The 12072-nt window shown below is 55.1% G+C and carries 13 protein-coding genes; 2 read left to right on the top strand and 11 right to left on the bottom strand.

What is annotated here, in order from left to right; all coding sequences use genetic code 11:
- The 8 genes from AC5S3R_RS17830 to AC5S3R_RS17795 form a co-directional block, all read right to left on the bottom strand.
- Complete coding sequence (locus AC5S3R_RS17830; RefSeq protein ID WP_494268515.1) at positions 1–846, bottom strand: FliH/SctL family protein; 846 nt, start codon at positions 844–846, stop codon at positions 1–3.
- Positions 847–867: 21 nt separating this feature from the next.
- Positions 868–1971, bottom strand: a complete 1104-nt coding sequence (gene fliG, locus AC5S3R_RS17825; RefSeq protein ID WP_494268513.1) for a flagellar motor switch protein FliG — start codon at positions 1969–1971, stop codon at positions 868–870.
- Positions 1972–1974: 3 nt separating this feature from the next.
- On the bottom strand, positions 1975–3612 hold the full coding sequence (gene fliF / locus AC5S3R_RS17820) for a flagellar basal-body MS-ring/collar protein FliF (RefSeq protein WP_494268512.1): 1638 nt from the start codon (positions 3610–3612) through the stop codon (positions 1975–1977).
- A 112-nt stretch (positions 3613–3724) separates the two neighbouring features.
- Entirely contained in the window at positions 3725–4081 is a 357-nt protein-coding gene (gene fliE / locus AC5S3R_RS17815; RefSeq protein WP_494268511.1) for a flagellar hook-basal body complex protein FliE, read from the bottom strand.
- Between the two features lie 35 nt (positions 4082–4116).
- Positions 4117–4608, bottom strand: a complete 492-nt coding sequence (flgC, locus tag AC5S3R_RS17810; protein WP_494268510.1) for a flagellar basal body rod protein FlgC — start codon at positions 4606–4608, stop codon at positions 4117–4119.
- A 57-nt stretch (positions 4609–4665) separates the two neighbouring features.
- Entirely contained in the window at positions 4666–5028 is a 363-nt protein-coding gene (gene flgB, locus AC5S3R_RS17805) for a flagellar basal body rod protein FlgB (protein WP_494268509.1), read from the bottom strand.
- A gap of 34 nt (positions 5029–5062) precedes the next feature.
- Complete coding sequence (locus AC5S3R_RS17800) at positions 5063–6388, bottom strand: sigma-54 interaction domain-containing protein (RefSeq protein WP_494268508.1); 1326 nt, start codon at positions 6386–6388, stop codon at positions 5063–5065.
- 31 nt (positions 6389–6419) lie between these two features.
- Positions 6420–7166, bottom strand: a complete 747-nt coding sequence (locus tag AC5S3R_RS17795; RefSeq protein ID WP_494268507.1) for a response regulator transcription factor — start codon at positions 7164–7166, stop codon at positions 6420–6422.
- A gap of 312 nt (positions 7167–7478) precedes the next feature.
- Here AC5S3R_RS17795 and lexA point away from each other — a divergent pair, with 312 nt between their 5' ends.
- Positions 7479–8084 carry a transcriptional repressor LexA gene (gene lexA, locus AC5S3R_RS17790; RefSeq protein ID WP_494268506.1) on the top strand — a complete coding sequence of 202 codons (606 nt, stop codon included), beginning with the start codon at positions 7479–7481 and terminating at the stop codon, positions 8082–8084.
- A gap of 97 nt (positions 8085–8181) precedes the next feature.
- Here the strand turns inward: lexA and trxA are convergent, their stop codons facing one another.
- From trxA to thrC, 3 genes are all read right to left on the bottom strand, one after another.
- Positions 8182–8514 (bottom strand): thioredoxin, encoded by a 333-nt coding sequence (gene trxA / locus AC5S3R_RS17785; protein ID WP_494268505.1) that lies wholly within the window; start codon positions 8512–8514, stop codon positions 8182–8184.
- Positions 8515–8926: 412 nt separating this feature from the next.
- Positions 8927–9835 carry a homoserine kinase gene (gene thrB / locus AC5S3R_RS17780; RefSeq protein WP_494268504.1) on the bottom strand — a complete coding sequence of 303 codons (909 nt, stop codon included), beginning with the start codon at positions 9833–9835 and terminating at the stop codon, positions 8927–8929.
- A complete protein-coding gene (thrC, locus tag AC5S3R_RS17775) occupies positions 9832–11187 on the bottom strand; it encodes a threonine synthase (protein ID WP_494268503.1) in 1356 nt (451 codons plus the stop codon). The genes thrB and thrC overlap by 4 nt, the downstream gene beginning before the upstream one ends.
- 53 nt (positions 11188–11240) lie before the next feature.
- On the opposite strand from thrC, the gene modA reads away from it, so the two are divergent.
- Positions 11241–12029 (top strand): molybdate ABC transporter substrate-binding protein, encoded by a 789-nt coding sequence (modA, locus tag AC5S3R_RS17770; RefSeq protein WP_494268502.1) that lies wholly within the window; start codon positions 11241–11243, stop codon positions 12027–12029.
- Positions 12030–12072 lie beyond the last annotated feature (43 nt).

The following is a 12072-nucleotide window of genomic DNA, read 5'->3' as shown; positions in this document are numbered from 1 at the left end:
TCATGCACTCGCCTCGTTTGCCGTTTCTACAGAAGCGCTGGAAGGCACCGTCAGGGCATTTGGGCGATCAAAGAAGCCTCGTTCAATCTCGCTCAGCTGTGCACGTACACCGAGATCGACAGAACCTAGTTCTGTTTCGATAATGCAATCGCCAAGACGCATATTTTCACCCGGAAAAACCTCTGGACGAACAGAAAGCTTAGGCAGATGCGCAATCGCTTCCTTCCATAACTGCAGATCATTCGATGGAACCTTCAACCGTACCTTGCTCGAAGCAGAAATCTGCCCGAGGGCCACCCGAACTGCCCCGGTGAGCAGAAGTGGATCCATCTGCGCCTCGCGGCGCAAAATACGGGCGGCAACGGCAAGAGCCAGCCGAACAACCTCTGGCTCCATCGTGTGTGAGTAGCGCTCGCATGCTTCATCAAAATTCTGAGCCAGTTTTACGAACTCCGATTTGCGCATCTCATCTACGGAGCGGGAGCGCTCCATCAATGCTGTGTGCGCCTCCTCCTCTGCGGCAAGTCTGCCTTCTTCGTACCCCTGCTTATGGCCAGCCTCGTACCCTTGCTGACGAACTTCACTTAAGAGAGCTTCCGTTGCTGCAGATGATGACAAAGGATCATCTTTAGAAGCAGCGACTTCACCCTCTGGAAAAATATCTTTCGCCTCATCTGGAATCACGCCAGGTTCCCACGCCTCGACAACCTCTTTTCCGAAAGCTGCGGAATCCTGCTCAATCAAATTAGGCTCGAATATTGGATACTCAAACTTCTTGATAGTCCATGCCGCTCCAGAGCGGTCTAGCGAAGATGACTCAGTGAACGACATACGGATTTTCTGCACGATTACTCCTCTTTCGACACGTTATGCAATCATTTCGTCACCGGTCTCAAGCTTGAGAATCACCTTGCCTTCTGACTCAAGCTTACGTGCAAGGCTAAGAATTTCCTGCTGGGCCTGTGCCACCTCACGCGAGCGTACTGGGCCAAGCACTTCCATATCTTCCTGCAGCATTTCAACAGCACGTGAACTCATGGCCTTGAAGACCTGTGCTTGCAGATCTTCCTTTGCACCACGCAGGGCAAGCGCAAGCTGCCGCTTATCAACACCGGATACGATTTCGCGAATCGTCGCCGGAGGAACGGTGACAAGATCTTCAAAGGTAAACATGAGATTGCGTATGCTAATTGCCATCTCAGGTGCGCCTTCTTCAATCGCTTCCAGGATATGCTTGGATTCCTCGACATGCAGCCGGTTAAGAAGATCGGCTACGGCCTTAAAGCCGGAATACGCCTTGCGTCCCGTATCGCCAACATTCTCAAGCCGCCTGTGGAGAATGTGCGCAACCTTCTGCGCCATCTCGGGAGAAAACTGGCGCATCTCGGCAAGCCTGCGAACCGCTACAACTTTATGCTCCGGACTGAGATTATCAAGCACTTGCGCAGCGCGCCGTGGATCAAGATGCGCAAGTACAAGTGCAATGGTCTGCGGATGCTCGCTATCAAGAAGCTTGCCGAGCTGTACAGGATCCGTGCGCTGTAGCTTGGCCAGATTCCCCTGCGATGCTTCCTGCGAGCGACGCACCATATGCATCAAATCTTCGGCGCGCTCTTTTCCAAAGGCTTCCACCAGCAACCGGCTAGCGTATTCTGCGCCACCATGCATGATGTAGTTTTGCGTTTCGATCAACTGCCAGAACTCTTCAAGAACCTGTGCCGAGAGCGCTGGCTGAATATTACGCAGATCGGCAAGTTCCTCTGTTAGCCGCTGCACATCGGGCTCTGGCAGTGCACGTAAAACCTCTTTGGCAGTATCTTCGCCTACAGCAACCAGCAGGATGGCAGCTTTGCGCACCCCTTTGATCTGTGCGGTGATACGCCGATTCTCTTCGCGATTTTCGATTTCAAGCTGCGTAGTCAACTCTGCCGTCCTTGCTGGTTGTTCCTGATTGGGCATACTGTTTGGCATCGCTTACTCTGAGTGGATCCAGCTCTGCAATAGACGCGAACTCTGCGCCGGTTCCCTTTTCAACTGATCAGTAACCTGCTCGAGAATCTGCTGCGCACGCGTTCTCTCAAATTCAAGTTCGAGTGGAGAATCAGAGGATTCAAGAGTATCGAGAGCAACCTCTTCGGGAGTCGCAGATGCGGGCAACTCCGGCGTGGTGTTCTTTTCCGAAGGACGTGCGGAACGTGCTCGATGCAATGCGGGACGTACTCCGAGCGCCAAAATCAGTACCACAGCCAGCAGGAGCGCCACATATTTGATAAGCACCGGAGATTGCTCCGCCGTCTTGAGCGCGCGATCTAGCGATGAGACTGGCACTTCGCGATTCGTGTCAAAGGAGAGATCTTCCACTGTTACAAGATCGCCGCGAGCATTATCGAATCCCACTGCAGCCTGCGCCAAGGCAGTGAGATTACGCAGTTCATCTGCTGAGCGAGGTTGCCATACTGCAGGCTTGATGCTTGTAGATGCCTGCATCAGGCGGTCATTGACAACGATGGCTGCAGTAAGACGACGAATCTTGCCAGGATTTTCGAGTGTATGACGCATCGTCTTTGAGACACCATAGGTCCCACTCTCTGTCTTAGCAGTCTGTGGAGGTGTGTTTACCTGGGGATAAACCGGAAGTGCTTGTGCGTTAGGCGCGTTCGATGCTGTGCCTGGAATTCCAGCAGCGACAGGCTGAGGGCCTGTCGATTGCTCTGTTCGCTGCATCGTGAGCGTAGCAGTCTGATTAGGATCGTAGCTCTCAGCGGTAACTTCCGTCGCCGTCGGATCATAGTCAAGCGTAACCGAGGCGCGCACGTTCCCAACCCCTGTGACAGGCTCAAGCGTAGCAATAAGCTTCTCTTCAAGTGCCTGCTCTGCAGTGAGACGCAATGCGTCCGGCGTCTTGGGGCCAAGAGGGAGATGTCCGGCAGCATCAACGAGAGCAACACGATCGGGAGTTAGTCCATCGACCGCAGACGCAACCATATTGCGAATCGCATCGGCCTCACCATCCGCAAGATTCGCATGACGCAACTTGAGCACAACAGATGCTTTCGCAGGACGCTCTTGTTCCCGGAAAAGAGAGTCATGCGTCATCACAAGATGCACGCGTGCTGATTCCACATCAGAAAGCGTCCCAATAGTATGCTCCAGTTCCCCCTCAAGAGCACGTTGATAATTCACCTGCTCGTCGAACTCCGAGCCAACCCAATTAGGCTTATCGAAGATTTCAAACCCCATGCGCCCACTCTTGGTGCCACCTTTTGCCGCTGTGGCAAGACGAGCTTTATCAAGCTGGGCAGCAGGCACACGAATCGTACCGCCCTGTGCGGCAACGTCAAAAGGAATCTGCCCCTGAGCAAGAACCTGCTCGATCTGCCGAGCGTCGTCGGTATCAAGGCCCGTGTAGAGAACTTTCCAATCGGTATGCAACCCATACCAGGCAAGGAATCCAGCAACCACTGCCAGAAGTGCGGCGGCAGTAATTGCCCATGTACGCTGGCGCGGCTCCATCTCTGCCCAGCGGATTTTAGCACGCGTTCCGAGCGCGCCTACTCTCCCGGCCCATTGCGCCTTGCCGGTTTCGCCATCTCTGAGAGGCGGCGTACTCATCTCTAATTGTGTTCCTGCAGCCATGCTCGTATGCACCTTGTGCTAATGAAGCTGGTTTGAAGAAAGATTTCGTCCGTTCAGTTCCGCTCTCACCTGCGGATCACTTGCACGCCTAGAATTGCATGCTCATAACCTGCTGATAGGCCTGCACTGCTTTGTTGCGAACCGAGAGTGCAAGCTCAAAAGCCATGTTGGCTTTTTCTGTTGCAATCATCGCCTGATGCACATCCACTCCGGTGCCCGTCATCAACCCTTTCACCGTGGAACGCGCCGTATCCTGCAAGCGATTTACCTCACCAACCGCATCCGTAAGCAAATCGGCAAAGGGCATCGTTTCTGAGCCATCTGCAGGGAGCACAAACCCAGAAAGCTGCGAAGTTTGGGCCGATTGCAGTTGAGTCGGAATGCCGTTGGTCAACATCGCATTATTGATGCTACTGGCAATAGCCTGGATAGCTGCTGCGGACATTCTTGTTCTCCCTTTAGATGAGTTCCGTGAAAATGCTAAGCCTTGGCGATATCGAGCGCTGTGCCGATCATGCTCTTTTCAGCCTGTACCGCAGAGCCATTCAGTCCATAAGCACGAGTGGCTCCCATCAGATCCACCATCTCCGTGAGAGGATTGATGTCGGGATATTCGACATAACCATCCGCGCCAGCGTCCGGATGGCCAGGGTCATAACGGCGAAGAGGCGCGGCAGGATCCTGCACCACCTGCGCAATGTGCACGCCACCTGCTGGTCCCTCATTCGTGTTCATTCCCGGCAACGGAAGAAGTGGGAGCGGTGCAGGCGCATCCAATACTCCATTCATGGTTTGTGCAAATGCTGGATCATTGCCATTCGCGGCGAAGACAACATGCTGACGGTGATAGGCTCCTCCGTCGGCCGTACGTGTTGTCTCCGCATTGGCCATATTCGTTGCGACTACTTCAGCTCGCATGCGCTCCGCCTGCATAGCACTCCCCGAGGTCTCCATCAATCCAAATAAATTCATTTCCTGCCTCTTCCTCCTGGCAAATCTGCTAAAGATTCCGCTGCAAGCATAGACATACTACTTACTGTCCGCATGAATCGCGTCCATCTCTGTCTGGTACTCCTGCTTGATAAGCGCAATCCCCGTCTTGTACTTCAACTGTGACTCCGCCATATGCAAACTCTCGCGGTCCATCGAAACATTATTACCATCAGGACGCGTGATCAGGTTTTCTTCTGGACGCAGCTTCGGACGGGAAGGAACGATGCCCTCTTCTATTCCAAACATTGCCTGTCGCATCTCGGTCTCGAAATCAAAGCCCATAGCCCGGAATCCAGGCGTGTCCACATTCGCCATATTCGTCGCAGTAAGCTTTGTCTCATCAGCCGCAAGATCCAGGTATCGCGCTAGTTGATCGCTCATCATCGTTTGAATCTGCATCGTTTCCTCCAGTCATTCCCATGCACACGCACAGTCAATTCGTCATAGCACCAAAATCAATCTCGTTCGCTGTAATTACCGGCGCGTCGCCAGCGAGAATTGCTGCACGCTCAAGCACATGCTGCAGTTCGCGTACATTGCCGGGCCATGCGTGGGAAGCCAATACGGCCATCGCATCCGCGTCAATGCGCTTCACTGGCTCCACGCGTCCCAGCTTGTCAAGAAAGTACTGCACAAGCGGTTGCAGGTCGGAACCGCGCTCAGCCAGCGCGGGAGTGCGAATGAGAAAAACCGCAAGACGATAGTAGAGGTCTGAGCGGAAGATACCCTCAGTCGCATTTTTCGCAAGCGGTCGGTGTGTAGCAGCAATAATCCGCACATCCACCTTGATGGTTTCGTTATCGCCAACACGCTGCAGTTCTCCACACTCCACAAAGCGCAGTAGCTTCGATTGCAGGGCCAGCGGCATCTCCCCAATCTCATCCAGGAAGAGCGTGCCTCCATCTGCCGCCTCAATGCGCCCCTGTCTTCCCTGCACCGCCCCCGTAAAGGCGCCGCGCGTATGGCCAAAGAGTTCAGCTTCGAGCAGCGCTTCCGGAATTGCCGCGCAGTTAATAACAGCAAATGGCTTTCGGTTGCGCGGGGAAAGACGATGCAATGCGCGAGCCACCAGTTCTTTGCCAGTGCCCGTGGGCCCCTCAATCAGCACAGGTGTTGAACGAGGGGCAACGAGACGAATGCGGCGACTTACTTCGAGCATCTGCGGCGCATTACCAATCAGCTCGGGAAGGCGTTCCACCTGTGGCGTAACAGAATTAACTGTTTGTGAAACCAGCGCAGGAGCATAACTCGTTTTCGTAAAGGTTGCAGAAGTAGCTGCCTCAAGCACAACAGGTGCCGTATTCCAAGCCGCCGTGTCAGACCGGCTAGCCCCTGAAACATCCACCGATTCAGCGCCTATGCTCTGATTGCTGCGCAACACATACAGCAACTCCTGTCGATACGCGCTGCGCGTTCCCTCAACAGGAGTCTCTCCCTCTGCTGTCAGAATATCCACGCCTGCAAAAACTGCCTGAAACTCCCGAAGGAATTCTCCCAGATCAAGATCTGGCAACCAGGAATCGACAATGACCGCCTCAAGCGCGGCAGCATCGGCTTCTGCCCAGGCCTGCGCTCCGCTTACAGCCTCACGCACCTGCCACCGAAGCCCCACAAGCACATCGCGCAACCGTTGCCGAAAGCCAGCATCCGTGCTGACCACAAGAACTGTACGCTGACGTGACCGTGCTGCCGAAATAGACGCAGAAGAGGGGCTAAACGGCAGCGAGCCATGATTCAAATATGAGGCGGGTTGCGGCATGAGCGATTCTCCTTTGCAAAAATAGTTAGGCTTAGGCCTGAGACGCGATTCTCGCGATAGGTCCGGTTCCCGAAGGATCGACTATCGCCACCGGGGGCAACGCAAGCTCAGCATCCGAAGGGATGCGGTACCCCTGCCCGCGTACGGTACGCACCAAGTGGCCGGGCGGAGGATCCTTAAGCTTGCGACGCAGGTAGTTCACATAAACATCTACGATGTTGGTTGTCTGCGCCGGCTCCATATTCCAAACCGAGTCGAGAAGATCAACACGCGAGACACACTGGCCGCGATTGAGCATCAGTTGCTCAAGAAGTGCAAACTCTTTGTTGGTAAGCGAGACGGGTTGGCCCGCACGGCGTACAGAGTGCTCCATGCGATCCACCTCCAGATCACCCGCGCGAAGTACTAGGCGAGCCTCCCTCTTGCGGCGCAGCAGGGCACGGCAACGGGCACGCAACTCATGCAGGCTGAAGGGTTTGCTCATCAGATCGTCCGCGCCAAGATCAAGACAACGTACCCGTGTTTCAAGCTCCGTGCGCCCGGTCAGCACAAGCACTGGCAGATCCGCATCCAGCCGACGTAGTTCTTCCAACACCTGCTCGCCATCCATAACCGGCATATTTAGATCAAGAATCGTCAGATCGGGAAAATCCTCTCGGAATGCGGCCAAGGCCTCAGCTCCGTTCTGGGCCAGTCGAACCCGGTGTCCGTCGGACTCAAGGCCGCGCGAGAGAAATACCCCCAGCGCTGGATCGTCTTCGGCAATCAGTAGTCTCATGAAAAACCTTTTCTCCTGCGCCCTGTCTTAATGCAGTAGCTTGTCCACATTTAAGCCATCTGAATAAGAAAGCTCTCATGTGTGCATCTCCACCATCGCGTGAGAATCTTTTGAAGACAAGATTGGAAAGCAGAAAAGATAAGAGCGAATTCCATGTATGGGATTCGCAGTTTATAAGTTTCAAAATGGGCGTCTACTAAGAGCGGACAAAGAGATAACAAAACTCAGGCACATCTCAAGAGTTTTTGTTATTGCCTTACTTTCTGCTCCTTATTTTTTTGCAATTCGCTTTTTATTCGCTATAATGCGCCCATGGCTATTACCCGTAGACAGAAGGAAGTCCTCGATTTTCTCGAATCCTTTGTGAGCCGCAATGGCTACTCCCCCTCCTTCGAGGAAATCGCACGCGGCATGGGGCTCAAGAGCCTCGCAACCGTGCACAAACACATCACAAACCTCGAAAAAAAGGGCCTTCTGGACCGTGTACACAACCGCAGCCGCTCGATTGACCTACTACCGCCTGGAACGCGTTCGCGTACCAGCGATAGGCTCCCGCTTGCGGGCCGCATCGCAGCCGGCAGGCCCGTAGAGACAAATGAGGCAGCAGAGAGTATTTCCCTGCATGATGTAGTGGGCAACCGCGATGTCTTTGCACTCGAAGTGCGCGGCGACTCCATGCGCGATGAGCACATCATCAGTGGCGACTATGTGCTCGTAGAGCGCACCAATGTCGCACGGCAGGGAGAGATTGTGGTTGCCTTGGTCCACGGTGCGGAAACGACGCTGAAGCGTTATTATGCTGAGGGGAAAACAGTGCGTCTTCAACCGGCAAACCTGGAGATGGAGCCTATCTACATACCAGCCTCCCAGGTTTCCATTCAGGGACGCGTGCTGGGTGTCTTAAGAAAGTACCACTGAGACAACGTTCAGGAAGCCGTCCACATAATCAACAAAAGCAAAGGCCCGGCATAATGCCGGGCCTTATGTCTTTCTAACCACGAATCACTGAGCGCCGTTACGCAATCAGCTTTTCAACCTTCTCGGCAATCGCTTCCTGCGGGACATAACCAACAATCTGGTCAGCCACCTTGCCTCCCTTAAAAAACAAAAGCGCAGGGATGCCACGGATACCATAGCGCGAGGGGGTGGCGCCATTCTGGTCCACATTCACCTTCGCTACCTTGATCTTGCCCTCATATTGGGCGGCAATGCCGTCCACAAAAGGCGCAATCATCTTACAGGGGCCGCACCAACCTGCCCAGAAATCTACCAGAACGGGCTGCTCGCTCTGCAGCACCTCCTGCTCAAAGCTACCATCCGTTACTTCCAAGATACCTGCTCCCGCCATGTTCCTCCTTCGTGCATCTGCCGACTCAAGCCGGCTTCTCTGCAACCAGTCTCTCATGGGATGCGTTAGAGAAGCAGAAAGTCGCAAAGGGGGCATTCGGAAGAGCAACGAAGCGGAAAATCAAAGACCTAGAGGAACAAAAACGCACTGCAAAGGAAAAGCGCCCGGATCCCCATCAAGGAATCTCGGGCGCTAGAGCAGCCCTCCCCCAGAACTGCCCACGATGCGTAGAGTATGGGTTTTGTCCACTTGAAGCAAGAAATCTTAGGTAACCAAAAAGTAACCAAATTTCGCAGTATGAAACTGGCCTGCACGCGCCGATAAATAGTGCCTTTTGTGCGGGATTCCGTCGAAGAACGCTCACGAACGTAACCGGGGTAACATAGTTTGAGGCACTGGCACTGTAGAAAACCTAGTCAGTAAAAATCGATCCGCCAACAGGCTCAAATTGGCTAACTTGCAATTCGACAGCAGGCAGGCCAGCGAGCGAGTCTCGAATCGCCGCAGAAGCTGCTACGACTCCTGCTTCGCTCTCGGCAATTACTAGTACTGCCGGTCCGGCCCCACTCAGTGCCACGCCCAGAATGCCAGGCGTCCCCGCCAATGGCAGAATGCGTGGCAGCATAGGACAGATTAACTCCCGGTACGGCTGATGAATCGTGTCGGACATGGCCGTCTTAAGCAACTCACCATTTCCCTGGGCAAAGGCAAGCCCTAATAGCGCCACGGACTGCAGATTCGCAACCACATCCGCTCGCGAATAGCTTGAGGGAAGTACAGCGCGGGCTTTACTGGTCGCCAGAGGTTCAGCGGGTATCACCACAATCGCACGCCAACTTGCCGGAGGCTTAACACGAACTACTTCGACTTTACCGCCCCTCTGCGCCGCTACGACAAAGCCCCCCAGCCAGCAGGCGGCCACGTTATCCGGATGGCCTTCCAACTGCACAGCTTCTTCCAGTATTTGCTCGTTGGACCACCCAAGGTTCCCGAACCTTACTGCTAACATCAGCGCCGCCAAACGACCGGCAGCCGAAGAGCCACATCCCATCCCCAGCGGAATTTCGTTCCGCATGCGAACGGCAAGCGGAACCACCTGCTTTCCCTCCCGCGCAAGCATGGCGCGATAGAGGTCAAGCACCAGATTGTCTTCCAAACGGCCACAGCGCTCCGCATCGCGCCCCGTGGCTTGAATGGAAAACACCTCTGCAGGCTCTGCTTCAACTTCCAGATGAAAATCGAGCGCCACGGCTGCGGTATCAAAACCGGGGCCAAGGTTCGCCGATGTTGCCGGCAGTTTGATCCGGAAAGGTTCACTCATGCCGAGGCGTCCTTCATGGCTGCAAGTACCGCAGAAGCAGTTGCATCGACAGAAACAGCATTTCGCTGCAGTGGCTCAATCTGCCCCGAAACGCCAGCCTTCTCCTCGTCCATCAGCAAGCTGCCGCGGTGAAAACCGATGGTGTAATCCGCATCCTTGAGAGTATGCCCTGTCAGCACAAGCACTACCGTGTCGCTAGATCCGATGAGCCCCTTCGCACGCAGTTTTTTCAAACCTGCAAGCGTGACAGCCGAAGCAGGCTCACACCCTAGCCCTTCAGCGCCAATTTCTGCCTTGGCAATGGCGATCTCCGCCTCTGTAACGTCAATGCACCAGCCGCCGGTCTCCTCAATCACTTTGGCAGCCTTGCGCCACGACGCAGGGTTCCCAATGCGAATTGCCGTAGCACGCGTATCGGCTTCGACAGGCTCAAGCGTGGCGCCCGGCCCAAGCGCCAGCGTCCGCACCAGCGGATTTGCCCCCTGTGCCTGCACTACGGTAATTCGCGGAATCCGAGAAACGAGCCCGAGCTCCTTCAGTTCGCGGAAGCCCTTACCCAACGCGGAGCTGTTGCCCAGATTGCCGCCGGGAACAATCAGATGGTCCGGCACATTCCAGTCCAGCGCTTCGGCAATCTCAAACGCGGGAGTCTTCTGGCCTTCCAGACGATAAGGATTGACCGAGTTCAGCAGATAAATAGGCGCCTCATTCACAATCTGCGTAAGCAGCCGCAGGCAGCCGTCAAAGTCTGTTGGAAGCTGGCATGTTACCGCACCATAATCCATCGCCTGCGAGAGCTTGCCCCAGGCAATCTTCCCTTCCGGAATCAGCACAAGGCTCCGCATGCCGGCACGAGCCGCATAGGCGGCCATAGCAGCAGAAGTGTTGCCCGTCGAAGCGCAGGCCACCCACTCAAAACCCCGCTCATGCGCAACGCTAAGAGCCGCTGTCATGCCGGTATCTTTGAAAGAGCCGGTCGGGTTCATGCCCTGGTGCTTGGCATAGATCTGGTCAATGCCAAGAGCTTTTTGAGCACGCGTGAGCGGATAGAGCGGTGTATTCCCTTCCCGCAGCGTCACGGCATTGCCAAAACTATCGAGAAACGGAAGCAGCTCTCGAAAACGCCACACACCGGAGTGGTCAATCGTCTCCGAGGAAGCTCGTCGCTCGCGCCAAAGCCACTTGAGCGCGCCGGGGTTGGGCCGGTCCGGCCCGCCACGCTTAGCCCAACCAGGATACTCCACTTCAAACAGGTCTCCACAGACAGCGCAGCGGAAGTCCGGCCGTGCCTCCTGGCCGGAGATACGCGCACCGCAGCCAAAACAACGTAACTGATGCAGATTGTCGTTCATCTCTGCTGATAGCCTACCAGTGAGAGGGAAAGTTTGTTTTTGGGGAGAAGAGAATGCGGAGAAAACCTGTTCAATTTGCGCTGATTTTCATGCTGGGAATCCTTGCGAGCTTCTCAGGCGCGGCGCAAACCACGCTCCGCATTGCCGCAGCCGCGGACCTGCAGCCGGTACTGCCTCCAATCCTTGCAGAGTTTGAAAAGACAACGGGAATTCATGCAGAGGCAACCTACGAGGCCTCCGCTGCACTGACCACGCAGATTCAAAACGGCGCGCCGTTTGACGTGTTTCTTTCCGCGGACCTGAGCTATCCGAAGAAGCTGGTGGATGCAGGGCTGGCAGATGCGACGGGCTTCGCAGATTCTTCCGCACCGATTACCTATGCAAAAGGAACGCTGGTTTTGTGGACGCGCAAAGACTCAGGATTAGGCACCCCCACGCTCGACACGCTGAAAAGCCCTGCGCTTAGGCGGCTGGCGATTGCGAATCCCGACCGTGCGCCCTATGGCCGGGCTGCTGTCGCTGCTCTTAAGAGCCTTGGGCTGCATGACTCGCTGCAGCCAAAGCTGGTGACGGCGGAAAACATTGCGCAGACTGCGCAATTTGCGGATTCCGCAAATGCGGATGCTGGGCTGATTTCACTGACATCGGCCAATACTGCGCGCATGTCGTCTTCTGGAAGCTACTTCGTGATTCCGCGTAATCTTTATCCGCCGATTGAGCAGGGCGCAGTCATCGTGAAGAAGACCTCGCAGCGCGACAGAGCACACAAGTTTCTCAGCTATCTGCTCTCAGCTTCGGTACAGGCGCAGTTCGCAAAGAGCGGACTGGCTCCGGCAAAATAACGGAACTAACCGCGCACCGACTTAGCCACGTATTCTGTTTAAT

This window comes from Occallatibacter sp. FHG110214_02 (assembly GCF_059115385.1).
Note: the sequence above shows the minus strand (reverse complement) of the source record. Positions and strands in the feature narration are given on the sequence as shown.

What these genes read in the sequence shown, in the direction of transcription:
- AC5S3R_RS17800 (WP_494268508.1), bottom strand. Translation starts at nt 6,388, where the DNA reads ATGCCGCAACCCGCCTCATATTTGAATCATGGCTCGCTGCCGTTTAGC.
- modA (WP_494268502.1), top strand. Translation starts at nt 11,241, where the DNA reads ATGCGGAGAAAACCTGTTCAATTTGCGCTGATTTTCATGCTGGGAATC.
- fliG (WP_494268513.1), bottom strand. Translation starts at nt 1,971, where the DNA reads ATGCCAAACAGTATGCCCAATCAGGAACAACCAGCAAGGACGGCAGAG.
- flgC (WP_494268510.1), bottom strand. Translation starts at nt 4,608, where the DNA reads ATGAATTTATTTGGATTGATGGAGACCTCGGGGAGTGCTATGCAGGCG.
- lexA (WP_494268506.1), top strand. Translation starts at nt 7,479, where the DNA reads ATGGCTATTACCCGTAGACAGAAGGAAGTCCTCGATTTTCTCGAATCC.
- thrB (WP_494268504.1), bottom strand. Translation starts at nt 9,835, where the DNA reads ATGAGTGAACCTTTCCGGATCAAACTGCCGGCAACATCGGCGAACCTT.
- fliF (WP_494268512.1), bottom strand. Translation starts at nt 3,612, where the DNA reads ATGAGTACGCCGCCTCTCAGAGATGGCGAAACCGGCAAGGCGCAATGG.
- trxA (WP_494268505.1), bottom strand. Translation starts at nt 8,514, where the DNA reads ATGGCGGGAGCAGGTATCTTGGAAGTAACGGATGGTAGCTTTGAGCAG.
- fliE (WP_494268511.1), bottom strand. Translation starts at nt 4,081, where the DNA reads ATGTCCGCAGCAGCTATCCAGGCTATTGCCAGTAGCATCAATAATGCG.
- AC5S3R_RS17795 (WP_494268507.1), bottom strand. Translation starts at nt 7,166, where the DNA reads ATGAGACTACTGATTGCCGAAGACGATCCAGCGCTGGGGGTATTTCTC.
- flgB (WP_494268509.1), bottom strand. Translation starts at nt 5,028, where the DNA reads ATGCAGATTCAAACGATGATGAGCGATCAACTAGCGCGATACCTGGAT.
- thrC (WP_494268503.1), bottom strand. Translation starts at nt 11,187, where the DNA reads ATGAACGACAATCTGCATCAGTTACGTTGTTTTGGCTGCGGTGCGCGT.